At 69.0% G+C, this 23452-nt stretch carries 24 protein-coding genes and 4 tRNA genes; 21 read left to right on the top strand and 7 right to left on the bottom strand.

The window, feature by feature from the left end:
• The first annotated feature begins 129 nt into the window (after window positions 1-129).
• The 3 genes from htpX to ACFYYH_RS12455 all read left to right on the top strand — a co-directional run bounded on the left by htpX (window position 130) and on the right by ACFYYH_RS12455 (window position 1936).
• Window positions 130-993, top strand: a complete 864-nt coding sequence (gene htpX / locus ACFYYH_RS12465) for a zinc metalloprotease HtpX (protein ID WP_388549376.1) — start codon at window positions 130-132, stop codon at window positions 991-993.
• On the top strand, window positions 990-1382 hold the full coding sequence (locus ACFYYH_RS12460) for a YccF domain-containing protein (protein WP_388549374.1): 393 nt from the start codon (window positions 990-992) through the stop codon (window positions 1380-1382). Before htpX ends, ACFYYH_RS12460 begins: the two co-directional genes overlap by 4 nt.
• Window positions 1383-1666: 284 nt before the next feature.
• On the top strand, window positions 1667-1936 hold the full coding sequence (locus ACFYYH_RS12455; RefSeq protein WP_388549372.1) for a GlsB/YeaQ/YmgE family stress response membrane protein: 270 nt from the start codon (window positions 1667-1669) through the stop codon (window positions 1934-1936).
• Window positions 1937-1953: 17 nt separating this feature from the next.
• Here the strand turns inward: ACFYYH_RS12455 and ACFYYH_RS12450 are convergent, their stop codons facing one another.
• From ACFYYH_RS12450 to ACFYYH_RS12440, 3 genes are all read right to left on the bottom strand, one after another.
• Complete coding sequence (locus ACFYYH_RS12450; RefSeq protein WP_388549371.1) at window positions 1954-2619, bottom strand: alpha-ketoglutarate-dependent dioxygenase AlkB family protein; 666 nt, start codon at window positions 2617-2619, stop codon at window positions 1954-1956.
• Entirely contained in the window at window positions 2616-2798 is a 183-nt protein-coding gene (locus tag ACFYYH_RS12445) for a hypothetical protein (protein WP_388549369.1), read from the bottom strand. Before ACFYYH_RS12445 ends, ACFYYH_RS12450 begins: the two co-directional genes overlap by 4 nt.
• 118 nt (window positions 2799-2916) lie before the next feature.
• Complete coding sequence (locus ACFYYH_RS12440) at window positions 2917-3405, bottom strand: YajQ family cyclic di-GMP-binding protein (RefSeq protein ID WP_388549367.1); 489 nt, start codon at window positions 3403-3405, stop codon at window positions 2917-2919.
• Window positions 3406-3646: 241 nt separating this feature from the next.
• Between ACFYYH_RS12440 and ACFYYH_RS12435 the strand changes: the two genes are divergently transcribed.
• Window positions 3647-3728 (top strand) — tRNA-Tyr (locus ACFYYH_RS12435).
• A 245-nt stretch (window positions 3729-3973) separates the two neighbouring features.
• Here the strand turns inward: ACFYYH_RS12435 and ACFYYH_RS12430 are convergent.
• Window positions 3974-4633 carry an SDR family oxidoreductase gene (locus ACFYYH_RS12430; protein ID WP_388549366.1) on the bottom strand — a complete coding sequence of 220 codons (660 nt, stop codon included), beginning with the start codon at window positions 4631-4633 and terminating at the stop codon, window positions 3974-3976.
• A gap of 81 nt (window positions 4634-4714) precedes the next feature.
• Window positions 4715-5977, bottom strand: coding sequence for an amidohydrolase family protein (locus tag ACFYYH_RS12425; protein ID WP_388549364.1), 1263 nt, complete (start codon window positions 5975-5977; stop codon window positions 4715-4717).
• A 346-nt stretch (window positions 5978-6323) separates the two neighbouring features.
• Between ACFYYH_RS12425 and ACFYYH_RS12420 the strand changes: the two genes are divergently transcribed.
• The 8 genes from ACFYYH_RS12420 to ACFYYH_RS12385 all read left to right on the top strand — a co-directional run bounded on the left by ACFYYH_RS12420 (window position 6324) and on the right by ACFYYH_RS12385 (window position 11363).
• A tRNA-Thr gene (locus ACFYYH_RS12420) sits at window positions 6324-6396 on the top strand.
• Window positions 6397-6443: 47 nt separating this feature from the next.
• Window positions 6444-6516, top strand: a tRNA-Met gene (locus ACFYYH_RS12415).
• Window positions 6517-6608: 92 nt separating this feature from the next.
• Complete coding sequence (gene rpmG, locus ACFYYH_RS12410; RefSeq protein ID WP_003956487.1) at window positions 6609-6773, top strand: 50S ribosomal protein L33; 165 nt, start codon at window positions 6609-6611, stop codon at window positions 6771-6773.
• A gap of 110 nt (window positions 6774-6883) precedes the next feature.
• On the top strand, window positions 6884-7336 hold the full coding sequence (locus ACFYYH_RS12405) for a MaoC family dehydratase N-terminal domain-containing protein (protein ID WP_388549361.1): 453 nt from the start codon (window positions 6884-6886) through the stop codon (window positions 7334-7336).
• 5 nt (window positions 7337-7341) lie between these two features.
• Window positions 7342-7770, top strand: a complete 429-nt coding sequence (locus ACFYYH_RS12400; protein WP_388549359.1) for a MaoC family dehydratase — start codon at window positions 7342-7344, stop codon at window positions 7768-7770.
• A gap of 192 nt (window positions 7771-7962) precedes the next feature.
• Window positions 7963-8523 carry a TetR/AcrR family transcriptional regulator gene (locus tag ACFYYH_RS12395; protein ID WP_388549356.1) on the top strand — a complete coding sequence of 187 codons (561 nt, stop codon included), beginning with the start codon at window positions 7963-7965 and terminating at the stop codon, window positions 8521-8523.
• 207 nt (window positions 8524-8730) lie between these two features.
• Window positions 8731-10221, top strand: coding sequence for a DHA2 family efflux MFS transporter permease subunit (locus ACFYYH_RS12390; protein ID WP_388549354.1), 1491 nt, complete (start codon window positions 8731-8733; stop codon window positions 10219-10221).
• An 86-nt stretch (window positions 10222-10307) separates the two neighbouring features.
• A complete protein-coding gene (locus ACFYYH_RS12385; protein WP_388549352.1) occupies window positions 10308-11363 on the top strand; it encodes a UDP-N-acetylmuramate dehydrogenase in 1056 nt (351 codons plus the stop codon).
• Window positions 11364-11488: 125 nt separating this feature from the next.
• Here the strand turns inward: ACFYYH_RS12385 and ACFYYH_RS12380 are convergent, their stop codons facing one another.
• Both ACFYYH_RS12380 and ACFYYH_RS12375 read right to left on the bottom strand, forming a co-directional pair.
• Window positions 11489-12556, bottom strand: a complete 1068-nt coding sequence (locus ACFYYH_RS12380) for an adenosine deaminase (RefSeq protein WP_388549350.1) — start codon at window positions 12554-12556, stop codon at window positions 11489-11491.
• Between the two features lie 140 nt (window positions 12557-12696).
• Window positions 12697-13923: a pyridoxal phosphate-dependent aminotransferase gene (locus tag ACFYYH_RS12375; RefSeq protein ID WP_388549348.1), complete on the bottom strand. Its 1227-nt coding sequence runs from the start codon at window positions 13921-13923 to the stop codon at window positions 12697-12699.
• Window positions 13924-14172: 249 nt separating this feature from the next.
• Here ACFYYH_RS12375 and ACFYYH_RS12370 point away from each other — a divergent pair.
• From ACFYYH_RS12370 to rpoB, 9 genes are all read left to right on the top strand, one after another.
• Window positions 14173-14245, top strand: a tRNA-Trp gene (locus ACFYYH_RS12370).
• Window positions 14246-14353: 108 nt separating this feature from the next.
• Window positions 14354-14638, top strand: coding sequence for a preprotein translocase subunit SecE (gene secE / locus ACFYYH_RS12365; protein ID WP_066942727.1), 285 nt, complete (start codon window positions 14354-14356; stop codon window positions 14636-14638).
• Between the two features lie 71 nt (window positions 14639-14709).
• A complete protein-coding gene (nusG, locus tag ACFYYH_RS12360) occupies window positions 14710-15597 on the top strand; it encodes a transcription termination/antitermination protein NusG (RefSeq protein WP_388549345.1) in 888 nt (295 codons plus the stop codon).
• Between the two features lie 193 nt (window positions 15598-15790).
• Window positions 15791-16225, top strand: coding sequence for a 50S ribosomal protein L11 (gene rplK, locus ACFYYH_RS12355; protein WP_363081959.1), 435 nt, complete (start codon window positions 15791-15793; stop codon window positions 16223-16225).
• Between the two features lie 83 nt (window positions 16226-16308).
• Complete coding sequence (gene rplA, locus ACFYYH_RS12350) at window positions 16309-17031, top strand: 50S ribosomal protein L1 (protein ID WP_388549342.1); 723 nt, start codon at window positions 16309-16311, stop codon at window positions 17029-17031.
• 161 nt (window positions 17032-17192) lie between these two features.
• Window positions 17193-18056, top strand: coding sequence for a DUF1396 domain-containing protein (locus tag ACFYYH_RS12345; RefSeq protein ID WP_388549340.1), 864 nt, complete (start codon window positions 17193-17195; stop codon window positions 18054-18056).
• Between the two features lie 263 nt (window positions 18057-18319).
• Window positions 18320-18880 carry a 50S ribosomal protein L10 gene (rplJ, locus tag ACFYYH_RS12340; protein ID WP_388549337.1) on the top strand — a complete coding sequence of 187 codons (561 nt, stop codon included), beginning with the start codon at window positions 18320-18322 and terminating at the stop codon, window positions 18878-18880.
• Window positions 18881-18965: 85 nt separating this feature from the next.
• Window positions 18966-19349: a 50S ribosomal protein L7/L12 gene (rplL, locus tag ACFYYH_RS12335; protein WP_388549334.1), complete on the top strand. Its 384-nt coding sequence runs from the start codon at window positions 18966-18968 to the stop codon at window positions 19347-19349.
• A 577-nt stretch (window positions 19350-19926) separates the two neighbouring features.
• The gene (gene rpoB, locus ACFYYH_RS12330; protein WP_388549331.1) at window positions 19927-23409 is read left to right on the top strand and encodes a DNA-directed RNA polymerase subunit beta; all 3483 of its coding nucleotides are present in this window, start codon (window positions 19927-19929) and stop codon (window positions 23407-23409) included.
• Window positions 23410-23452 lie beyond the last annotated feature (43 nt).

The following is a 23452-nucleotide window of genomic DNA, read 5'->3' as shown; positions in this document are numbered from 1 at the left end:
ACGCCTGTGTCCGGGCGCGCCAGGGAACCCGTGCCGCTCGCCTGGCGTTGACCTGTACGGAAGGGTCCACTGGAGAGTGGAGAAGCACCAGCAAAGGGTTCCCCTGCCGCACCACCAGGAGGGCGTACCGTGCACCGCCGGCACAACGGGCTGAGGACCGCCGTACTCCTCGGGGGACTGGCCGCAGTCATCATCGGGATCGGCAGCGTCTTCGGCCGTACGGGCCTGATCGTCGCGCTTGTCGTGGCCGTCGGGACCAACGCGTACGCCTACTGGAACAGCGACAAGCTGTCGCTGCGCGCCATGCGCGCCCGCCCCGTCAGCGAATTCGAGGCGCCGCAGCTCTACCGCATCGTCCGGGAGCTGTCGACCGCCGCGCGCCAGCCCATGCCGCGGCTGTACATCTCACCGACCCAGGCCCCCAACGCCTTCGCCACGGGCCGCAATCCGCGCAACGCCGCGGTCTGCTGCACCGAGGGAATCCTCCAGATCCTCGACGAGCGCGAGCTCCGGGGCGTCCTCGGCCATGAGCTGAGCCATGTCTACAACCGGGACATCCTGATCTCCTCGGTCGCGGGGGCGCTCGCCTCGGTCGTGATGTTCCTGGTCAACTTCGCCTGGCTCATCCCCGTGGGCCGTTCCGACGACGACGACGGCCCCGGCATCTTCGGATTTCTTCTGATCATGATCCTGGGCCCCCTGGCGGCCACGGTCATCCAGCTCGCGGTGAGCCGGTCCCGTGAGTACGAGGCGGATGCCTCGGGCGCGCAGATCACCGGTGACCCGCTCGCCCTGGCGAGCGCCCTGCGCAAGCTCGACGCGGGCACGAAGCAGCTTCCGCTGCCGCCGGAGCCGCGTATCGAGACGGCGAGCCACATGATGATCGCCAACCCCTTCCGCCCGGGGCAGGGCTTCTCGAAACTGTTCTCGACCCACCCGCCGATGGCGGAGCGGATCGCCCGACTGGAGCAGATGGCAGGTCGCCGACCATGAAGACAATCCTCAATGTCATCTGGCTCGTCCTGTGCGGCTTCTGGATGTGCCTCGGATATCTGCTGGCCGGCCTGGTTCTGTGCGTCACGATCATCGGAATCCCGTTCGGCTTCGCCGCCTTCCGTATCGGCCTCTACGCGCTGTGGCCCTTCGGCTATACGGCGATCGAACGCCCCGGCGCCGGGGCGCCGTCGTTCGTCGGCAATGTCCTGTGGGTGATCCTCGCGGGCTGGTGGCTGGCCCTCGGCCATGTCCTCACCGGTGTCGCGCTCTGTGTGACCGTCATCGGCATCCCCCTGGGCCTGGCCAACTTCAAGCTGATCCCGATCTCGCTGATGCCGCTCGGCAAGGAAATCGTGCGCACCGACCAGCCGTTCGGGATGCGCTGACACCGGCGCGGAGGTGGTCCGGTCCCGGTCGGGCCGGGGCCACGGCCGATTGTCAGTGCCCTGGTCCACCATGAACGCATGACCGAGACCGAGCAGTTGCCCGTGCCCGTGCCCGTGCCCGTGCCCGTGGCCGTGGCCGTGGCGGCCCGTGGCGCCGCGTTTCCCGGTTCCGTGTTCCGTGTCCGGTCATTCCGTATGTGGTCACGGCGACAGCCGTCCCCGCAACCGCGCCCCGTCCCCACCGCGTCCTCCCTGACGACACGCACGAAAGGCAGGATCAGGGCATGAGCATCATCAGCTGGATCATTCTCGGACTGCTCGCCGGAGCCGTCGCCAAGATTCTGCTCCCCGGCCGGGATCCGGGCGGGCTGATCGGCACCACCCTCATCGGTATCGCGGGAGCGTTCATCGGCGGCTGGATCTCGGCCCGCTGGCTCGACCGTCCCATCGCCACGGATTTCTACGACGGTGCGACCTGGGCCGCCGCCATCGGCGGGGCGCTGGTGCTGCTCGTCATATACCGGATCCTGTTCGGCCACTCCCGGTCCCGCTGACACGACGGAACGGCGTCTCAGCCGAGGCCCGTCTCCCGCAGGGTGATGTTCAGCCGGCCGCCGCGCATACCCGTCCCCGGGTCGGCCGTTCCCGGGTACACCTTGGGCACACCGTGGTAGGCGAGGCGGGACGGTCCTCCGAAGACGAAGAGATCACCGGAGGAGAGTTCCACATCCGTGTACGGCCGCCCCCGGTTCTCCGTACCGCCGAAGCGGAAGACACAGCGGTCGCCGATGCTCAGGGACACCACCGGGGCACCGGACTTCTCGTCCTTGTCCTGGTGCATCCCCATCCTCGCGTCGCCGTCGTAGAAGTTGATCAGCGCGGTGTCCGGGGTGTACGCCGCACCCGCCGCCGGATCGCCATAGGCGTCGGTGAGCGCCTCGCGCCCCAGCCGCACCAGCCAGTCCGGGAACTCCGCGACCCGGGCGCCGTTCACATCACCGGCGGTACGGGTGTACCGGTACGGCTGCCAGTGCCAGCCGACACAGACGGTCTGTACGGACATGACACCGCCGTTCGGCAGCACCGTGTGCCGGATCGGCACCGGCCCCCGCGCCCAGTCGCGGCAGATGTCCACCAGCTCCCGCTGCCGTTCCTCCGGCAGCCAGTCGGGGACATGCACCGCACCGGGCGCGACGGTCGCCCGCGGTCTCCGGATCGGGAACAGTTCTCCGCTCATGACACGCGTGCCCCCTCCGGACCGAGGAGGCGTTCCTCGCGCGCCGGCGCGGCGCCACACCCCCGAAGCGCTCCGTCCGTGGCACCCCCGGCGTCGCCCCGCGCGGCGGCGGACTCCTCACTGGCCCGGAGCAGTTCACCCTCCGGGCTGTCCATCGGCGTGTACTCGGTCACGGTCATCGCTCGTTCCTCTCCCGGCGGCGCGTTCGGCCGTCTGCCCTGCGGGATGCGGGATGCGGGATGCGGGCGGGAGCGGGGACGGAGACGGATCACACGCTCCGCCCCCGTACCGCCGTCATCACCGGTAGTTCACGAACTGGAGGGCGAAGTCGAAGTCCTGCCCCTTCAGCAGCGCGATCACGGTCTGAAGGTCGTCACGGCTCTTCGAGCTGACCCGCAGCTCGTCGCCCTGCACCTGCGCCTTGATCCCCTTGGGACCCTGGTCGCGGATGATCTTCGCGACCTTCTTGGCGTTGTCCTGGGAGATGCCCTCCTCGATCGAGGCGAAGATCTTGTACTCCTTGCCGGACAACTGCGGCTCGCCGGCGTCCAGCGCCTTCAGCGAGATCCCGCGCTTGATCAGCTTGGACTGGAAGACGTCGAGGATCGCCTTGACCCGCTCCTCGGAGTTCGCCTCCATCAGGATCTTCTCGCCGGACCAGCCGATGGAGGCTCCGACGTTCTTGAAGTCGTAACGCTGAGAGATTTCCTTCGCGGCCTGGTTGAGGGCGTTGTCGACCTCCTGCCGCTCGACCTTCGAGACGATGTCGAAACTGGAGTCGGCCATGTCCTGTGGCTCCTTGTATCGGTGCTGTCCGGGTGCTGACCGGGCGCACATCGGGTGCTCGTCGCATGCTCGCAGCGCGGCCGGACACCGCCGGTCGCTCCCGTAAAGCCTAGTCACCCGCACCCGTCCGAAGCGCTGATCAATCCGGTGGCGGAGCACCCCCGGGCATCGGGTATCGTTTACGTCGTTGCCACGGAGCACCGCCTCACAGCGGCCCATCCGAACGGCGACGACATCCCATGGCGGTGTGCCCGAGTGGCCAATGGGAGCGGACTGTAAATCCGTCGGCTTAGCCTACCCAGGTTCGAATCCTGGCGCCGCCACGCGATAAAAGAGATGGCCCCCGATCTGCGGAAACGCGGATCGGGGGCCATTCGCGTAGGGCTCCGGACCAGGGCGGCGGGCGTCTGCGCCGCTGGCGCGCGGAAGGCGAAGAGGCCTGCCGGGCGGGCGATATGAGGGAGCGTCAGTCAGGAGCCTCGGGCAAGCAGGGCGTCGGGAGTGGGGTGGGGGGCGGGGGCCCGTACCGCCCCCGCCCCCGCCCCTCGCGGCTCGGTGCCGCTCCGGCTCAGTGGCCGCTTCCGACCGTCTTCGTGGCCTCCGCCACCGGGACCGTGCCGCTGATCAGCTCCAGGGTCAGACCCGCCGTCCCCGGCGTCTCCAGCAGCTCCACGAGAACCGCCGCCACATCGTCGCGCGGCACCGGACCGCGCTCCACCGACTCCGCCAGCCGCACCAGCCCGGTGCCCGGGTCGTTCGTCAGCATCCCCGGCCGCAGGATCGTCCAGTCGAGCGCGGACCGGGACCGTACGTACTCCTCGGCCGCGCCCTTGGACCGCAGATACACGTCGAAGACATCGTCCCCGGCGTGATCTGGATCCGCGCCCAACGAGGAGACGAGGAGATAGCGCCGTACGCCGGCCCGCTCCGCCGCGTCGGCGAGGAGGACCGCGGCGCCGCGGTCCACCGTGTCCTTGCGCGCCGTGCCGCTGCCTGGGCCCGCGCCCGCCGCGAACACCGCGGCGTCCGCGCCCTCCAGCACCGCGGCGACCTCCTCCACCGAGGCCGACTCCAGGTCCAGGACGACCGGTTCGGCGCCCGCCCTCCGCAGGTCCTCCGCCTGATGTGGGTCGCGGATGAGTCCCACGACCTCGTTTCCGCGCTCGGCGAGCAGCCGCTCCAGCCGCAGCGCGATCTGACCATGTCCTCCGGCGATCACCACTCTCATGGTCACGACCGTACGTCCGACAGGGCCGTTGCCGCCTGACGCCACGGCGCGGTCCCGTTCATGGGGCGCGGGCACACAGGCTCATGGCCCGCCCGGTGGGAGGTCGGACCGTCCCTGGCGGGGCAGTTCCAGCGCGACGGCCGCCGCCGTGTCGCAGTACTCCCGTACCGCGCTCGTACGCGCCACCACCCGCCCCCGGTGGATGACGATCCTGCTGTACGCCAGCGACAGCATGTCCGCGATCCGCTCCCCGCGCACCGCCAGCAGCTCCGCCGGAAAGCCCGCCTCCACCCGTACCTCCGGCAGCCCCATCGCCGCCCGCGCCGCCGTGCTCACCGTGTCGTACGCGTCCGCCGCCCGCATCCCGGTCTGTGAGGCCAGCAGATAGGCGGCCTCCAGCGGATCTCCGCGGCCGACCGGGTTCGACACGTCCCGCAGCGCGCCGCTGCCCGCCGCGACCCGTACGCCCGCCGCCCTCAGCAGCGGTACGGGGGCGACGCCCCGCTGTTCGGGGCCGCCGCGTTCCACGCCTCCGCAGCCGCCCTGCGGCAGGCAGATCACCGTCACCCCGGCCGCCGCCAACTGGGCCGCGGCCCGTGCCGCGATCGCGGTCGGCAGCCGGGCCAGCCCCGCGCACGGCCCGAGCGTCACACCCGGCCGCATACCGCCGGCCATCGCCGCCAGCCGGGCCAGCCGCGCCGGGTCGTCACCGTCCGTGTGCAGATCGACCGGACAGCCGTGTTCGGCGGCGACCGTCAGCACGGCCTCCACGTACCCGGCCGGGTCCGGGTCGAGATCGGGGCAGCCGCCCACCACCCCCGCGCCCATCTTGACCGCGTCGCGCAGCATCGCGAGGCCGTCGGCGCCCGCGCGCCCCGTCAGCAGCCGCGGTACGGCGACGGCCGTCAGATCCCCGAGGCCGCGCAGCGAGCGGCGGGCCTGGAGCACCGCCTCCATCCGGCCGAGCTGCTGCGCGTCCCCGATCCGTACATGGGAGCGCAGCGCGGTGGCGCCGTGCCCGAGCTGGAGCAGGGTGGCCTCGGTGGCGCGGCGCTGGACGTCCTCGGGGGCGTACGAGACCGGTCCGTCGCAGGTGAGCGCGGTCAGCGCGGTATCGCAGTGGGCGTGCGGCTCGGCGGGGGCGGGGAGCAGCAGATAACCCGCGAGGTCCACCCGGGAGCCATGTACGGCGAGGCTGCCGGCCGTGCCCACGGCCTCGATCCGGCCCGCGCTCAGCCGTACGTCGACGGTGCGGCCGTCGGTGAGGCGGGCGCCGGTGAGCACGAGCGCGCTGGTGTCGGCCGTGCCGCCGTCGGACGGCTGCCGCGGGTGGCTGTCGGGCATCGCGCTCCCTGGTGCGGGCTTTCCGGTGGGCTCGGGCGTGCGAGATCACGCAGCGTGGGATCGAGCCTAGGGGTGGCTCAGCCGTGCTTCCCGCAGGAGCGCAATAGTCGTACCGGGGAGCCCACCAGTGGCGTACGGGGCGCCCCGGGACGGCTGGGGCAAGGGCGCGGGCGCTCCCGGTCCGAGGAGCGGGCGAGGGGTGGGCGAGGAGCGGGCAGGGGGCCGGTAGAGGAGCGGGCAAGGGGCCGGTCGAGGAGCGGGGCAGGCGGCCGACCGGGGGCCCGGAAAGTGACCGGGAAACGGATTTGGGCGAACGGCAACCGACCGTGTAATGTCTTCATCGCTCGCCCCAATAGCTCAGTCGGTAGAGCGTCTCCATGGTAAGGAGAAGGTCTACGGTTCGATTCCGTATTGGGGCTCAGATGTTCGGTGATCCTCGCCTCCGGGCGAGGAGATCCAACATCGAAGCGGTGTAGCTCAGTCGGTAGAGCAAGCGGCTCATAATCGCTGTGTCACCGGTTCAAGTCCGGTCACCGCTACACAAAGTAGCCGATTGTGGGGTCGGTCCTTCGATCGGCTACTCTTTTCTGCGTTCATCTGTTCATCCGTTGTCCGTCCAAGGAGCACTCACGTGGCTGCCACCGACGTCCGCCCGAAGATCACGCTGGCCTGCGTGGAGTGCAAGGAGCGGAACTACATCACCAAGAAGAACCGGCGCAACAACCCGGACCGTCTTGAGATGAAGAAGCACTGCCCGCGCTGCAACTCGCACACCGCGCACCGCGAAACGCGCTGAATCAGGCTCGTATGCGAGGCCGTCCCCACTGGGGGACGGCCTCGTGTCGTTTGTCGTGATCACATCGTGGTCACATGTAGTGATCAGATCCATCAGGAGGGAGCGGGTCCATGGCGCTCGATCAGTCTTTCGTGGGGCGGAGCTATCCCCCCACCGAGCCGTACGAGGTCGGCCGGGAGAAGATCCGCGAGTTCGCCGAAGCGGTGCGCGATCCCAACCCGGTGTACACCGACCCCGAGGCCGCCAAGGCGCTCGGCTACAGCGACCTGATCGCTCCACCGACGTTCGTGTTCGCCATCACCTTCAAGGCCGCGGGTGATGTCGTCGCCGATCCGCAGCTCGGTCTGGACTACAGCCGGGTGGTGCACGGCGACCAGAAGTTCGCGTACTCCCGTCCCGTCAGGGCGGGGGACCGGCTGACCGTCACCTCCACCATCGAGACGATCAAGTCGCTCGCCGGGAACGACATCATCGATGTACGGGGCGAGGTGCGCGACGAGGCCGGCGAGCATGTCGTGACCGCGTGGACGAAGCTGGTGGCGCGCGCCGCCGGGGAGGCGTGAGACCGATGACGGCGAAGATCGGTTACGACGAGGTCGAGGTCGGCACGGAGCTGCCCGCGCAGAGCTTCCCCGTCACGCGCGCGACGCTCGTGCGGTACGCGGGTGCCTCGGGGGACTTCAACCCGATCCACTGGAACGAGAAGTTCGCCAAGGAGGTCGGGCTGCCGGACGTCATCGCGCACGGCATGTTCACCATGGCCGAGGCGATCCGGGTGGTGACCGACTGGGTGGGCGACCCGGGAGCCGTCGTCGAGTACGGCGTCCGCTTCACCAAGCCCGTCGTGGTGCCCAACGACGACGAGGGCGCGCTGGTCGAGGTCAGTGCCAAGGTCGCGGCCAAGCTGGACGACAGCCGGGTCCGGGTGGATCTGACGGCCATGAGCGCGGGACAGAAGGTGCTGGGGATGTCCCGCGCCGTGGTCCGGCTCGCCTGACCGCCCCTACGCGGACCGGACCAGGTGGCGGACCGGACCAGGTGAAGGGCGCTCGCGACGGCGGGCGCCCTTACTCGTGGGCCCTGGACCCATGGACCCTGGCCCCGGACCCTGGACCCATGAGCCCTGGGCTTCGGCCCCGGCCCGCGTACGTGGTTGACAAAGTTAGTGAGTAGCCAATAACTTTGTCGCATGGTCAGAATGAGTGCTGAGGAGCGGCGCGAGAGCGTCATCCGCGCGGCGGTCACCGAATTCGCCCGCAGCGGCTACAACGGCACCTCCACGGAGGCGATCGCCCGCCGTGTCGGTGTCTCGCAGCCGTATCTCTTCCGGCTCTTCCCGAACAAGGAAGCCATCTTCCTCGCCGCCGCCGAGCGCTGTCTCACGGACACCACCCGGGTCTTCGAGAAGGCGTCCGAGGGGCTGGAGGGCGAAGCGGCCCTCCATGCCATGGGTGACGCGTACCAGCAGCTCATCGCGGATGATCCCGAGAAGCTGCACATGCAGATGCAGATCTATGTCGCGGTGGCCTCCGCCGAGGCCGCCGGTGACCATGCCTTCGGTGACCCCGTCCGCGCCGGCTGGCGGGCCCTCTGGGACACGGTCCATCTCGCGCTCGGGGCGGACGTCGACGACACCACGACCTTCCTCGCCTACGGAATGCTGATCAACACCCTGGTCTCCCTGGGCTTTCCGCCCGGGGATCGCATCTGGTCCGGCTTCTTCCACTCGGCGCAGCCCGCCGACGGCTGAGTCGGGCCTCCCTGCCCCTGTCTCTGCCCCTGCGCCTGCCCGTGCCCGTGCGCGTCCGCTTGTGCGTGCCCGTGCGTCTCTCCTCTGTGCCCGTACCCCGTTTCGCCGGTATCCGTTCCACCCGTACCCGTCCGGCCTCGCGGGCACGAAGCGCTGTCTTCTGTCCATGAAAGTTAGTCATCAATTACTAATCTGAAAGGGAGAGCGATGACCCCGTCAGCCGCTCGCGGTTCCGCCGTCTGGGCCCTGGTCATCACCGGCCTCGCCAGCTTCATGGCGGCCCTGGACAACCTCGTCGTCACCACCGCACTGCCCTCCATCCGCGCCGACCTCGGCGGCGCGCTGGAGGATCTGGAGTGGACGGTCAACGCCTATACGCTCACCTTCGCGGTGCTCCTCATGTTCGGCGCGGCCCTCGGGGACCGCTTCGGCCGCCGCAGGCTCTTCCTCGTCGGCCTCACGGTCTTCACCGGTGCCTCCGCCGCCGCGGCCCTCTCGCCCGGTATCGACGCGCTGATCGCCGCACGCGCCGTCCAGGGCGTCGGCGCGGCGATCATGATGCCGCTCGCCCTCACCCTGCTCACCGCCGCCGTTCCCGCGGAACGGCGGGGAGCGGCACTCGGCATCTACGGCGCGATCACCGGTCTCGCCGTCGCCAGCGGCCCGCTCGTCGGCGGAACCCTCACCGAGCACATCTCCTGGGACTGGATCTTCTGGCTGAACGTCCCGATAGGCCTGGCCCTGCTCCCGCTGGCCCGGCTGCGGCTGAAGGAGTCGCACGGGCCCGGCGCCCGGCTCGACATTCCCGGCACCCTGCTCATCAGCGGCGGTCTCTTCGGCATCGTCTACGCCCTGGTCAACGCCAACACCGAGGGCTGGACCAGCACCGTCGTCCTGCTGGGTCTGTTCGCGGGCGCCGCGCTGCTCGTCGCCTTCGTACGGCACGGTCTGCGGCGCCCGGACGCCATGCTGCCCATGCGCCTCTTCACGAGCCGGGCCTTCACCGGCATCAACGCGGCGAGCCTGCTCATGTTCCTGGGCATGTTCGGCTCGATCTTCCTGCTCAGCCAGTTCCTCCAGGGGGTCCTCGGCTACTCGCCCACCGAGGCCGGTCTGCGGATGCTCCCGTGGACGGCGATGCCCCTGCTCGTCTCGCCGGTCGCCGGTCTCGTCTCCGACCGTGTCGGCGGGCGTCCCGTCGTCGCGACCGGGCTGGCTCTCCAGGCCGTCGGGCTCGGCTGGTTCGCGCTGATCGTCGAACCGGGGGTGTCGTACGGGGCCCAGCTTCCCGCCCTGATCCTCAGCGGAATCGGCATGGGGATGTACTTCGCCCCGGCCGCCAGCCTGGTCATGTCCAGCGTCCGCCCCGGCGAACAGGGCATCGCCTCCGGCGCCAACAACGCCCTGCGCGAGGTCGGCGGAGCGCTCGGGGTCGCGATCCTCGGCGCGGTCTTCGCCGCGCGGGGCGGTTACGAGTCCGGCGACTCCTTCGTCGACGGCACCGTCCCCGCACTCTGGATCGGCGCCGGTGCGGTGGCGCTCGCGGCGCTGACCGCACTGATCATCCCGGGGAGGCGCGCCGAGCGGGCCGCCGCGACCGGGAAGGATGCCGGCGAGGCCGGAGCGGACGCCGACGCGACGGGAGAGGCCGGCAAGGCGGACACCGACCGGGACGAGCGCGAAGGGGCGGCCGTCTGACCTTGTGCGCGCCCGGCCCGGTACCCCCGGATGACGGGCCGTCGCCCTCCGATCCCCGGACGGCGACGGCCCGTACTCTTGTCCCCGTGCTGGAACTCCACAACGCGCCTCTCGCTCCCCTGACCACCTTCCGGCTCGGCGGCCCGGCGGCCCGGCTCGTCACGGCCACCACCGACGACGAGGTCATCGCCGTCGTCCGCGAGGCGGACGCGGCCGGCACACCGCTCCTGATCATCGGCGGCGGCAGCAATCTGGTCATCGGGGACAAGGGCTTCGAGGGCACGGCCCTGCGGATCGCGACCCGGGGCTTCACACTCGACGGCAGCAGGCTGGAACTGGCCGCGGGCGAGGTCTGGAGCGACGCGGTCTCCCGTACCGTCGCGGCGGGCCTGGCGGGCGTCGAATGCCTCGCCGGTATCCCCGGATCGGCCGGTGCCACCCCCATCCAGAACGTCGGGGCGTACGGCCAGGAGGTGGCCGGCACCATCACCGAGGTCGTCGCCTACGACCGCGCGCTCCGCGCGCCCGTCACGCTGACCAGCGCCGAATGCGCCTTCTCGTACCGCCACAGCCGCTTCAAGGAGCACCCCGAGCGCTATGTCGTGCTGCGGGTCCGCTTCGCCCTGGAGGACGCGGGAGGGCTCTCCGCCCCCCTCAAGTACGCCGAGACGGCCCGCGCCCTGGGTGTGGAGCCCGGCGACCGGGTCCCCGCCGCTCTCGCCCGGGACACGGTCCTGAAACTGCGGGCGGCCAAGGGCATGGTGCTGGACGCCGAGGACCATGACACCTGGTCGGCCGGTTCCTTCTTCACCAACCCGATCCTGACCGAGCGGGAGCACGCCGCGTTCGTCGGCCGGGTACGGGAGCGGCTCGGCGCCGAGGTGACGCCGCCCGCGTTCCCGGCGGGGGACGGGCGTACGAAGACCTCCGCGGCCTGGCTGATCGACAGGGCCGGTTTCACCAAGGGGTACGGCACGGGCCCGGCCCGTATCTCCGGCAAGCACACCCTGGCCCTCACCAACCGGGGCGGGGCGACCACCGAGGATCTGCTGACGCTCGCCCGTGAGGTGGTCGCCGGGGTCCACGCGGCCTTCGGGATCACGCTGGTCAACGAGCCCGTGACGGTAGGCGTCAGCCTCTAGCCGGAGCCGGAGCCGGAGCCGGGGCCGGAGCCGGAGCCGGAGCCGGGATCAGGACCGGAGCGGGGCCCGCTACGGGCCCGCTCGCCCGGCCGGGCCCGTTCATCTGTCGGCCCCGCCGGGCCCGCTCACCCGTCGGCGTCGTCCTGCCCCTCGCCCCGGCCGGGGTCGTCGGTGAGCCAGGCGTCGATCCCCGCCAGCAGCTTCTCCCGTGCGTCCGGCGGCGCCGCCGAGCCCCGTACCGACTGACGCGCCAGCTCGGCCAGTTCCGCGTCGCTGAAGCCGTGGTGGGCGCGGGCCAGCTCGTACTGCGCCGCCAGCCGTGAGCCGAACAGCAGCGGATCGTCCGCGCCGAGCGCCATCGGTACGCCCGCCTCGAACAGCGTCCGCAGGGGCACGTCCTCCGGCTTCTCGTAGACCCCCAGTGCCACATTGGAGGACGGGCAGACCTCGCAGGTCACCCCCCGGTCGGCGAGCCTGCGCAGCAGCCGGGGGTCCTCGGCCGCCCGGACGCCGTGCCCGATCCGCGCGGCGCGCAGATCGTCCAGACAGTCCCGTACGGACGCGGGCCCGGTCAGTTCACCGCCGTGTGGCGCCGCCAGCAGCCCGCCGTCCCTCGCGATCGCGAACGCCCGGTCGAAGTCCCTGGCCATACCGCGGCGCTCGTCGTTGGAGAGCCCGAACCCGACGACCCCCCGGTCCGCGTACCGCACGGCGAGCCGGGCCAGGGTCCTGGCCTCCAGAGGGTGCTTCATCCGGTTCGCCGCGACCAGCACGCGGATACCGAGACCGGTCTCCCTGGCGGCCGCGTCCACCGCGTCCAGGATGATCTCCAGCGCGGGGATCAGCCCGCCGAGCAGCGGGGCGTACGAGGTGGGGTCGACCTGTATCTCCAGCCAGCCGGAACCGTCCCGTACGTCTTCCTCGGCCGTCTCGCGGACCAGCCGCTGGATGTCCTCGGGGGCGCGCAGACAGGACCGGGCGATGTCGTACAGCCGCTGGAACCGGAACCAGCCGCGCTCGTCGGTGGCCCGCAGTCTGGGCGGTTCACCGCTGGTCAGCGCGTCGGGGAGGTGGACTCCGTACTTCTCGGCGAGTTCCAGCAGGGTCGTCGGGCGCATCGACCCGGTGAAGTGCAGATGCAGATGTGCCTTGGGCAGCAGGCTGAGGTCGCGGGGGCGGGTGGTGCTCTCCATTCCAGGATCCTGCCGCACGCGAGGGCCCACCGGGAGCCCCTTTCCCCGATCGAGATCTTGCCCGAACGGAAAAACGGGCCCCCGGCCAGGGCCGGGAGCCCGCTCCCACGGTCGAGGGACCAGGGGAAAGCGAAGGGAGATCAGTCCTGCGCCTCCGCCAGCAGCTTCTGGATCCTGGCGATGCCCTCCACCAGGTCCTCGTCGCCGAGCGCGTACGACAGCCGCAGATATCCGGGCGTACCGAAGGCCTCGCCCGGCACCACCGCGACCTCGACCTCCTCCAGGATCAGCGCGGCCAGGTCGACCGTGGTCGCCGGGCGAATGCCCCGGATCTCCTTGCCCAGCAGGGCCTTCACCGAGGGGTACACGTAGAACGCGCCCTCCGGCTCCGGGCAGAGCACGCCGTCGATCTCGTTCAGCATCCGCACGATCGTCCGGCGGCGCCGGTCGAAGGCGGAGCGCATCTCGGCGACGGCTGTGAGATCGCCGGAGACGGCGGCGATCGCGGCGGCCTGCGCGACGTTGGAGACATTGGACGTGGCGTGCGACTGGAGGTTCGTCGCGGCCTTGACGATGTCCTTGGGCCCGATGACCCAGCCCACCCGCCAGCCGGTCATGGCATAGGTCTTCGCCACACCGTTGACCACGACGCACTTGTCCCGCAGCTCCGGCACGACGGTGGGCAGCGAGGTGAACGCGGCGTCGCCGTAGACCAGGTGCTCGTAGATCTCGTCCGTCAGCACCCACAGCCCGTGCTCGACGGCCCAGCGGCCGATGGCCTCGGTGTCGGCCGCGCTGTAGACGGCGCCCGTCGGGTTGGACGGTGAGACGAAGAGCACGACCTTCGTACGCTCGGTACGGGCCGCCTCCAACTGCTCGACGGAGACGCGGTAGCCGGTGGTCTCGTCGGCCACGACCTCTACCGGGACACCGCCGGCCAGCCGGATCGACTCGGGGTACGTGGTCCAGTACGGGGCCGGGACGATGACCTCGTCACCGGGGTCCAGTATGGCCGCGAACGCCTCGTAGATCGCCTGCTTGCCGCCGTTGGTCACCAGGACCTGGGAGGCGTCGATCTCGTAGCCGGAGTCGCGCAGCGTCTTCGCGACGATGGCGGCCTTCAGCTCCGGGAGCCCGCCGGCCGGCGTGTAGCGGTGGTACTTCGGCGTACGGCAGGCCTCGACCGCCGCCTCGACGATGTACTCGGGCGTCGGGAAGTCGGGCTCGCCGGCACCGAAGCCGATCACCGGACGTCCGGCGGCCTTCAGGGCCTTGGCCTTGGCGTCCACGGCCAGCGTCGCGGATTCGGAGATCGCGCCGATTCGGGCGGAGACCCGGCGCTCGGTGGGTGGAATTGCAGCGCTCATACGGCCATGGTCCCAGACCTGAAACCTCCCCGGCACACAGGTTTCACTTCGCGAGCGCGAGGAGCACGCGCCCCGCGGAGGGAGGGGGACGCGCGCCGCGGACGGACAGGTCGTGAATCGTTCCGGCGCAAGCTGTTCGACGCGGGCGCCACGACCACGTACACTCACTCGTCGTTGGACCTCGGCAGACAGGTCCGTACCAGGCACTCCGTGCGCCCGGTCGGATGCGGTAGGTTGAGGAAGACACAAAGGGTCGTAGCTCAATTGGTAGAGCACTGGTCTCCAAAACCAGCGGTTGGGGGTTCAAGTCCCTCCGGCCCTGCTACACAAGCCTCCGCCAGGCTGTGTGCGCATGTACGTACATTCAATGCACCGCCGTGCGGCTCCCCCGGGCGCGGCACGGCCACGACCGGGAATCAGGTGAGAGAGCGTGACGGACGCCGTGGGCTCCATCGACAAGCCTGATGCCGACGATGAGTCCGCTGAGTCGAAGAAGCCCCGTAAGGGTGGCAAGCGCGGCAAGAAGGGTCCTCTGGGCCGTCTCGCGCTCTTCTACCGTCAGATCGTCGCCGAGCTGCGCAAGGTCGTCTGGCCGACTCGCAATCAGCTGACGACGTACACCACAGTGGTGATTGTCTTCGTTGTCATCATGATCGGTCTGGTGACCGTGATTGACTACGGCTTCCAGAATGCGATCAAGTACGTCTTCGGCTGATCCCGCGGAGGGCGCCCGCTCGGCGCCCCTTTCGCGTGTTCCACCCATTGAGCCAGGAAGAAGCAGCCACCGTGTCTGACCCGAACCTGAACGACGCCAGCGAGTCGGAGGAGTCCCGAGAGGACGAAACCGACATCGTCGAGGCGGCGGACGCTGTCGAGCCAGACCAGGCCGAAGCCGCTGATCTCGCCGCCGGCGAGCCGGCCGAGGAGGCGGCGCTGCACATCGAGGACGACGGGACCGAGGCGGACGACGACTCCGCCGAGGACGCGCACGACGCGGACGACGCCGACGCGGACGAGGACGAGGAAGACGCCGAGGCCGAGGCCCCGGCCGCCCCCGCCGACCCGATCGCCGCGCTCCGCGAGGAGCTGCGCGGTCTGCCCGGCGAGTGGTACGTCATCCACACCTACGCGGGCTACGAGAAGCGCGTGAAGGCCAACCTGGAGCAGCGTGCCGTCTCGCTGAACGTCGAGGACTTCATCTACCAGGCCGAGGTCCCCGAGGAAGAGATCGTCCAGATCAAGAACGGCGAGCGCAAGAACGTCCGCCAGAACAAGCTCCCGGGCTATGTCCTGGTGCGCATGGATCTGACGAACGAGTCCTGGGGCGTCGTCCGCAACACCCCGGGCGTCACCGGCTTCGTGGGCAATGCCTACGACCCGTACCCGCTGACGCTGGACGAGATCGTCAAGATGCTCGCGCCGGAGGCCGAGGAGAAGGCCGCCCGTGAGGCCGCCGAGGCCGAGGGCAAGCCCGTTCCCTCGCGCAAGGTCGAGGTCCAGGTGCTGGACTTCGAGGTCGGCGACTCGGTCACCGTCACCGACGGCCCGTTCGCCACGCTCCAGGCGACCATCAACGAGATCAACGCCGACTCGAAGAAGGTCAAGGGTCTGGTCGAGATCTTCGGCCGCGAGACCCCGGTCGAGCTGAGCTTCGACCAGATCCAGAAGAACTGAGCGCCGGACCGCACGAGCGGTCGCGTCCCGCTCTCTGGAACCACAGCTTCCGACAGGTCAGACAGGCTCCCACAGATGTCTGACCTGTCGGTTTTTGGCCGCACAGCTATACCCGTTATCGTTGTGCGGTATGCCTCCATCCGGATGACCGGATGGCCGGCTGAAAACTCTCACTAGGACCCGGAGAGAGCACATGCCTCCCAAGAAGAAGAAGGTCACGGGGCTTATCAAGCTCCAGATCAGCGCCGGTGCGGCCAACCCGGCTCCGCCGGTCGGCCCCGCGCTGGGCCAGCACGGCGTCAACATCATGGAGTTCTGCAAGGCCTACAACGCCGCGACCGAGTCGCAGCGTGGCATGGTCGTGCCGGTGGAGATCACGGTCTACGAGGACCGCTCCTTCACCTTCATCACCAAGACTCCGCCGGCCGCCAAGCTGATCCTCAAGGCCGCTGGTGTGGACAAGGGCTCCGGCGAGCCGCACGTCAAGAAGGTCGCGAAGCTCACCCGCGCCCAGGTGCGTGACATCGCCACGACGAAGATGCCCGACCTGAACGCCAACGACCTGGACGCCGCCGAGAAGATCATCGCCGGCACCGCCCGTTCCATGGGCATCACGGTCGAGGGCTGACCCAGCCGGGCAAGCCCCAGTGGCAGGGCCCTGCGCGGCCCGGACCACGAACTCCACACCTGTATGAACCACCAGGAGAAGAAGTGAAGCGCAGCAAGGCTCTCCGCGGCGCGGACGCCAAGATCGACCGGGAGCGCAGCTACGCGCCCCTCGAGGCCGTCCGTCTCGCCAAGGACACCACCACCACCAAGTTCGACGGCACCGTCGAGGTCGCCATGCGTCTGGGCGTCGACCCGCGCAAGGCGGACCAGATGGTCCGTGGCACCGTGAACCTTCCGCACGGCACCGGCAAGACCGCCCGGGTCCTGGTCTTCGCGACCGGTGACCGTGCCGAGGCCGCGCGTGCCGCGGGCGCCGACATCGTCGGCGCCGACGAACTGATCGACGAGGTCTCGAAGGGCCGTCTGGACTTCGACGCCGTCGTCGCCACCCCGGACCTCATGGGCAAGGTCGGCCGCCTCGGCCGTGTCCTCGGCCCGCGTGGTCTGATGCCGAACCCGAAGACCGGCACGGTCACCCCGGATGTCACCAAGGCTGTCAACGACATCAAGGGCGGCAAGATCGAGTTCCGCGTCGACAAGCACTCGAACCTGCACTTCATCATCGGCAAGGTCTCCTTCGACGAGACGAAGCTGGTCGAGAACTACGCCGCGGCGCTGGAGGAGATCCTCCGTCTGAAGCCGTCCGCCGCGAAGGGCCGCTACATCAAGAAGGCGACCCTGACCACGACGATGGGCCCCGGCATCCCGCTGGACGCCAACCGCACCCGCAACCTCCTCGTGGAGGAGGACCCGGCCGCCGTCTGACCGACGGCAGCCGCGGGCCGCACCGTACGACAGCCGGTCCCCGCACCTCTCCGGAGGCGCGGGGACCGGCCGTTTTTTATCCCGGGAGCTCTGTCAGAGGTCGACGGTAGAGTTCGCCGGGCTTGAAAGATCCAGTGCATACCCATGGGGGGATCCAGAATATGAAGCACCGCACCATCGCCGCGGCCGCGCTCGCCGGCGCGCTGCTCTGCGGCACGGCGGCCTGTTCGTCCGGGACGGAGGGCGCCAAGCCCGCCGCCGAGGGCAAGGCCTCGGGGACGCCGGTGGAGATGTCCCCCGTCGCCGCCGTGAAGAAGGCCGCCGCCAACAACGAGAAGTTCACCTCGGTCACCTACACGATGAAGGGCAGCGTCCCCGGGGAGGGGGTCGTCGAGGGCGACGCCTCGATGAGCCTGAAGCCGATAGCCGTCCAGATGAAGATGCGGGGCGAGCTGGAGGGGAAGCAGCAGGAAGTGGAGCTCCGGCTCACCTCCGACGGCATGTATCTGAACGGTGGCAAGGAAGCCGCCGCGGAGATGGACGGCAAGAGCTGGCTCAAGTTCCCCATGGAGGCCCTCGGCGCGGGCGGGGAGAGCCCTCTGGGCGCGCTGACGGGCCAGGTGGACAAGAACCCGGCCGCCGAGTCCGGCACGCTCACCGCGGCCAAGGACCTGAAGAAGGTCGGCGAGGAGACCGTCGGCGGGGTCAGGACGACGCGCTACACCGGCACGCTCACCCTCGAACAGATGGGCGCGGCGCTGGGGAAAGGCGCCGGGGCCGAGGAGAAGCGGGAGAAGACCCTCAAGACGTACCGGGACATGGGCATCGACCGGCTCACCATGGACATGTGGATCGACGGGGAGGACCGCACCAAGCAGTTCCGCACCCGGGGCGAGTCCAAGAAGGGCCCGCTCGACATGACGATCACGTTCGTGGACTTCAACAAGCCGGTCGTGGTCAAGGCCCCGCCGGCCTCCGAGACCGTGGACCTCGCCGAGATGATGGCGGGCGCCCAGGCCGGCTGAGCTCCGTCCGCCACGATTTGCCTGGCAAGGAGCCGTTCACGTAGTCTTCCCCAGAAGCCAAAGACCGCTGGTCGTTGCCGTGTGCTCGTGAGAGGACGCGGCGGCCGAAGGATCCGCTAGCTGCGGACGACCTGCGCAGGTGACTGTGGACAGCTCCCGGATTCCATTCGGTCGAGCTACGCCCCGTGCGCCTGCGCCGGGGCGTTTCGTTTTGCCCAGCCCCTTCTGAGCGGTCCTCATCACCCGGAAGGAGGCCGACGCTCATGGCAAGGCCCGACAAGGCTGCCGCGGTGGCCGAGCTGACGGACAAGTTCCGCAGCTCGAACGCCGCCGTGCTGACCGAGTACCGGGGTCTCACCGTGGCGCAGCTCAAGGAGCTGCGCCGTTCTCTCGGTGAGAACGCCCAGTACGCCGTGGTGAAGAACACGCTGACCAAGATCGCGGCCAACGAGGCCGGGATCAACACGCTGGACGACCTGTTCGCAGGTCCGACGGCGGTTGCCTTCGTCACCGGTGACCCGGTGGAGTCGGCGAAGGGTCTTCGTGACTTCGCCAAGGACAACCCGAATCTCATCATCAAGGGCGGTGTCCTTGACGGTAAGGCGCTCAGCGCCGATGAGATCAAGAAGCTTGCGGACCTCGAGTCCCGCGAGGTTCTGCTCTCCAAGCTGGCAGGCGCCATGAAGGGCAAGCAGTCGCAGGCCGCTTCGCTCTTCCAGGCCCTTCCGTCGAAGTTCGTCCGCACGGCGGAAGCGCTTCGCGTCAAGAAGGAAGAGCAGGACGGTGCCGGTACGCCGGCCCCCGTCGAGGCCGACTCCGAGTAAACACGCTCGCTCGGTCGGAGCGGGCCGGTTACGCCCGCGGAACTGTACATACGGCACCAGCCGAATTAGTGGAAGGACCGCCATCATGGCGAAGCTCAGCCAGGAAGACCTGCTCGCGCAGTTCGAGGACATGACCCTCATCGAGCTCTCCGCGTTCGTGAAGGCCTTCGAGGAGAAGTTCGACGTCACCGCCGCCGCCGCGGTCGCCGCCCCGGTCGCCGGTGTCCCCGGTGCCCCGGCCGAGGCCGTCGAGGAGCAGGACGAGTTCGACGTCATCCTCACCGGTGCCGGCGAGAAGAAGATCCAGGTCATCAAGGTCGTGCGTGAGCTGACCTCCCTGGGTCTGAAGGAGGCCAAGGACCTCGTGGACGGCGCCCCGAAGCCCGTTCTGGAGAAGGTCGCCAAGGAGGCCGCCGAGAAGGCCGCCGAGTCCCTCAAGGGCGCCGGCGCCTCCGTCGAGGTCAAGTGACCCCGTACGAGTCCGCCACCGCCCGCCGCTAGGCGTACGGAGGCAGTCTCGGCGCCGCGAGGCGCGATGTTGACGCGCAGGGCGATCACCCAGTCGGGTGGTCGCCCTTCCGCGTTCCCGTGGGGGCTGCCTTGCTCTTCCGCCCGCGACGAGTATCGTGATCATCGCCGTGCCTCCGTACGCCCAGTAACGCTCCGCAGGGGGCAGGGGGCCTTGACGAACCGCACGCAGCGCGCAATTCTCAGGAACGCGTCGGCACAATCGATCCGGATCCGAGGCATGGATCGACGGCGAAGAGGGCAGTATCGATGTGCGCCTACGGCGCGATGGCTTGCCGCAGTTGAGACAAGGGTGTTGAGAACAACGAGGGTGTCGGAAAACCCGCTCTGGACATCAGTGTGCCAAGTGGCTACACTGACCCTTTGCGCTGCCTGTTAGCTGCTCCCTGCCCGTCACCAGGGGCACCCCCTCGTATGAGCATCGGTGGTGGAAAGGTCCTGAACTGGACTTTTCTCTCCGTGCCCAGCTTGGGACCGGTACGCGCGTAGTGAGTCCGAGCCCTCGGAAGGACCCCCTCTTGGCCGCCTCGCGCAACGCCTCGACCGCGAATACGAACAACGGCGCCAGCACCGCCCCGCTGCGCATCTCCTTTGCAAAGATCAAGGAGCCCCTCGAGGTTCCGAACCTCCTTGCGCTGCAGACCGAGAGCTTTGACTGGCTGCTCGGCAATGCCGCTTGGAAGGCTCGTGTCGAGGCGGCTCTCGAGAACGGGCAGGACGTCCCCAGGAAGTCCGGTCTGGAGGAGATCTTCGAGGAGATCTCCCCGATCGAGGACTTCTCCGGGTCGATGTCGCTGACCTTCCGCGATCACCGCTTCGAGCCCTCCAAGAACTCGATCGACGAGTGCAAGGAGCGCGACTTCACGTTCGCCGCCCCGCTCTTCGTCACGGCCGAGTTCACCAACAACGAGACCGGCGAGATCAAGTCCCAGACGGTCTTCATGGGCGACTTCCCGCTCATGACCAACAAGGGCACCTTCGTCATCAACGGCACCGAGCGTGTCGTGGTGTCCCAGCTCGTCCGCTCGCCGGGTGTCTACTTCGACTCCTCGATCGACAAGACGTCCGACAAGGACATCTTCTCCGCCAAGATCATCCCCTCCCGGGGTGCCTGGCTGGAGATGGAGATCGACAAGCGCGACATGGTCGGTGTCCGTATCGACCGCAAGCGCAAGCAGTCCGTGACCGTCCTCCTCAAGGCTCTCGGCTGGACGACCGAGCAGATCCTGGAGGAGTTCGGCGAGTACGAGTCCATGCGCGCCACCCTGGAGAAGGACCACACCCAGGGCCAGGACGACGCGCTGCTCGACATCTACCGCAAGCTGCGCCCGGGTGAGCCCCCGACGCGTGAGGCCGCTCAGACGCTGCTCGAGAACCTCTACTTCAACCCGAAGCGCTACGACCTCGCCAAGGTCGGCCGCTACAAGGTGAACAAGAAGCTCGGCGCGGACGAGCCGCTGGACGCCGGCGTGCTCACCACCGACGATGTCATCGCGACCATCAAGTACCTGGTCAAGCTGCACGCCGGGGAGACCGAGACGGTCGGCGAGAACGGCACCCAGATCGTCGTCGAGACCGACGACATCGACCACTTCGGCAACCGCCGTCTGCGCAATGTCGGCGAGCTGATCCAGAACCAGGTCCGTACGGGTCTGGCGAGGATGGAGCGCGTCGTGCGTGAGCGCATGACGACCCAGGACGTCGAGGCGATCACGCCGCAGACGCTGATCAACATCCGGCCGGTCGTCGCCTCCATCAAGGAGTTCTTCGGCACCAGCCAGCTCTCGCAGTTCATGGACCAGAACAACCCGCTGTCGGGTCTCACCCACAAGCGCCGTCTGTCGGCTCTTGGCCCGGGTGGTCTCTCCCGTGAGCGGGCCGGCTTCGAGGTCCGTGACGTGCACCCCTCGCACTACGGCCGCATGTGTCCGATCGAGACCCCCGAAGGCCCGAACATCGGTCTGATCGGCTCGCTCGCCTCGTACGGCCGGGTCAACGCGTTCGGTTTCGTCGAGACCCCGTACCGCAAGGTCACCGACGGCCAGGTCACCGACGAGGTCGACTACCTGACCGCCGACGAGGAGGACAGGTTCGTCATCGCCCAGGCGAACGCGACCCTCTCCGACGATCTGCGCTTCACCGAGCCCCGTGTCCTGGTGCGCCGCCGTGGCGGTGAGGTCGACTACGTGCCCGGCACCGACGTCGACTACATGGACGTCTCGCCGCGCCAGATGGTGTCGGTCGCGACCGCCATGATCCCGTTCCTGGAGCACGACGACGCCAACCGCGCCCTCATGGGCGCGAACATGATGCGTCAGGCCGTGCCCCTGATCACCTCCGAGGCGCCGCTCGTCGGCACCGGCATGGAGTACCGCTGTGCGGTCGACGCCGGAGACGTGATCAAGGCGGAGAAGGCGGGTGTGGTCCAGGAGGTCTCCGCGGACTACATCACCGTCGCCAACGACGACGGCACGTACACCACGTACCGCATCGCGAAGTTCTCCCGCTCCAACCAGGGCACCTCGGTCAACCAGAAGGTTGTCGTCAACGAGGGTGACCGGGTCGTCGAGAGCCAGGTGCTCGCCGACGGTCCCGCCACCCAGCTTGGCGAGATGGCGCTCGGCAAGAACCTTCTCGTGGCGTTCATGCCGTGGGAGGGCCACAACTACGAAGACGCGATCATCCTCAGCCAGCGCCTGGTGCAGGACGACGTCCTCTCCTCGATCCACATCGAGGAGCACGAGGTCGACGCCCGTGACACCAAGCTCGGCCCCGAGGAGATCACCCGGGACATCCCGAACGTCTCCGAGGAGGTCCTCGCGGACCTCGACGAGCGCGGCATCATCCGTATCGGTGCCGAGGTCGTCGCCGGGGACATCCTGGTCGGCAAGGTCACGCCCAAGGGTGAGACCGAGCTGACCCCGGAGGAGCGTCTGCTCCGCGCGATCTTCGGTGAGAAGGCCCGTGAGGTCCGTGACACCTCGCTGAAGGTGCCGCACGGCGAGACCGGCAAGGTCATCGGCGTACGGGTCTTCGACCGCGAGGAGGGCGACGAGCTGCCGCCGGGCGTGAACCAGCTCGTCCGCGTGTACGTCGCCCAGAAGCGCAAGATCACCGACGGTGACAAGCTCGCCGGACGCCACGGAAACAAGGGCGTCATCTCGAAGATCCTGCCGATCGAGGACATGCCGTTCCTGGAGGACGGCACCCCGGTCGACATCATCCTCAACCCGCTGGGTGTCCCGTCCCGGATGAACCCGGGACAGGTCCTCGAGATCCACCTCGGCTGGCTCGCCAGCCAGGGCTGGAAGGTCGAGGGCAGCGAGGAGTGGATGGAGCGGCTGAAGGCCATCGGCGCCGACGAGGTCGCCGCCGGGACCAATGTCGCCACCCCGGTCTTCGACGGTGCCCGCGAGGACGAGATCTCCGGTCTCTTCGAGGCCACGATCCCCAACCGCGACGGCAACCGGATGGTGCAGCCGTCCGGCAAGGCGCACCTGTTCGACGGCCGCTCCGGTGAGCCGTTCCCGGACCCGATCTCGATCGGGTACATGTACATCCTCAAGCTCCACCACCTGGTCGACGACAAGCTGCACGCGCGTTCGACCGGCCCGTACTCGATGATCACCCAGCAGCCGCTGGGTGGTAAGGCCCAGTTCGGCGGTCAGCGCTTCGGTGAGATGGAGGTGTGGGCGCTGGAGGCTTATGGCGCCGCGTACGCCCTCCAGGAGCTGCTGACGATCAAGTCCGACGACGTGACCGGCCGCGTGAAGGTCTACGAGGCCATCGTCAAGGGCGAGAACATCCCCGAGCCCGGCATTCCCGAGTCCTTCAAGGTGCTCATCAAGGAAATGCAGTCGCTCTGCCTCAATGTGGAGGTGCTGTCCTCGGACGGCATGTCCATCGAGATGCGTGACACGGACGAGGATGTCTTCCGCGCGGCGGAGGAGCTCGGAATCGACCTGTCCCGGCGCGAGCCGAGCAGCGTCGAAGAGGTCTGACGGGTCGGCCGGCCGGATCCCGTATCCGGCCGGCCCTCCCGGG

It is taken from the genome of Streptomyces sp. NPDC002018 (assembly GCF_042890865.1).
In the GTDB taxonomy this organism is placed as follows: Bacteria; Actinomycetota; Actinomycetes; order Streptomycetales; family Streptomycetaceae; genus Streptomyces.
Note: the sequence above shows the minus strand (reverse complement) of the source record. Positions and strands in the feature narration are given on the sequence as shown.

Excerpts from the sequence above, each read along its gene's own strand:
- ACFYYH_RS12460 (WP_388549374.1), top strand. The coding sequence starts at position 990 with ATGAAGACAATCCTCAATGTCATCTGGCTCGTCCTGTGCGGCTTCTGG.
- ACFYYH_RS12455 (WP_388549372.1), top strand. The coding sequence starts at position 1,667 with ATGAGCATCATCAGCTGGATCATTCTCGGACTGCTCGCCGGAGCCGTC.
- ACFYYH_RS12450 (WP_388549371.1), bottom strand. The coding sequence starts at position 2,619 with ATGAGCGGAGAACTGTTCCCGATCCGGAGACCGCGGGCGACCGTCGCG.
- ACFYYH_RS12445 (WP_388549369.1), bottom strand. The coding sequence starts at position 2,798 with ATGACCGTGACCGAGTACACGCCGATGGACAGCCCGGAGGGTGAACTG.
- ACFYYH_RS12440 (WP_388549367.1), bottom strand. The coding sequence starts at position 3,405 with ATGGCCGACTCCAGTTTCGACATCGTCTCGAAGGTCGAGCGGCAGGAG.
- ACFYYH_RS12430 (WP_388549366.1), bottom strand. The coding sequence starts at position 4,633 with ATGAGAGTGGTGATCGCCGGAGGACATGGTCAGATCGCGCTGCGGCTG.
- ACFYYH_RS12425 (WP_388549364.1), bottom strand. The coding sequence starts at position 5,977 with ATGCCCGACAGCCACCCGCGGCAGCCGTCCGACGGCGGCACGGCCGAC.
- ACFYYH_RS12405 (WP_388549361.1), top strand. The coding sequence starts at position 6,884 with ATGGCGCTCGATCAGTCTTTCGTGGGGCGGAGCTATCCCCCCACCGAG.
- ACFYYH_RS12400 (WP_388549359.1), top strand. The coding sequence starts at position 7,342 with ATGACGGCGAAGATCGGTTACGACGAGGTCGAGGTCGGCACGGAGCTG.
- ACFYYH_RS12395 (WP_388549356.1), top strand. The coding sequence starts at position 7,963 with ATGGTCAGAATGAGTGCTGAGGAGCGGCGCGAGAGCGTCATCCGCGCG.
- ACFYYH_RS12390 (WP_388549354.1), top strand. The coding sequence starts at position 8,731 with ATGACCCCGTCAGCCGCTCGCGGTTCCGCCGTCTGGGCCCTGGTCATC.
- ACFYYH_RS12380 (WP_388549350.1), bottom strand. The coding sequence starts at position 12,556 with ATGGAGAGCACCACCCGCCCCCGCGACCTCAGCCTGCTGCCCAAGGCA.
- ACFYYH_RS12375 (WP_388549348.1), bottom strand. The coding sequence starts at position 13,923 with ATGAGCGCTGCAATTCCACCCACCGAGCGCCGGGTCTCCGCCCGAATC.
- rplK (WP_363081959.1), top strand. The coding sequence starts at position 15,791 with ATGCCTCCCAAGAAGAAGAAGGTCACGGGGCTTATCAAGCTCCAGATC.
- ACFYYH_RS12345 (WP_388549340.1), top strand. The coding sequence starts at position 17,193 with ATGAAGCACCGCACCATCGCCGCGGCCGCGCTCGCCGGCGCGCTGCTC.
- rplJ (WP_388549337.1), top strand. The coding sequence starts at position 18,320 with ATGGCAAGGCCCGACAAGGCTGCCGCGGTGGCCGAGCTGACGGACAAG.
- rplL (WP_388549334.1), top strand. The coding sequence starts at position 18,966 with ATGGCGAAGCTCAGCCAGGAAGACCTGCTCGCGCAGTTCGAGGACATG.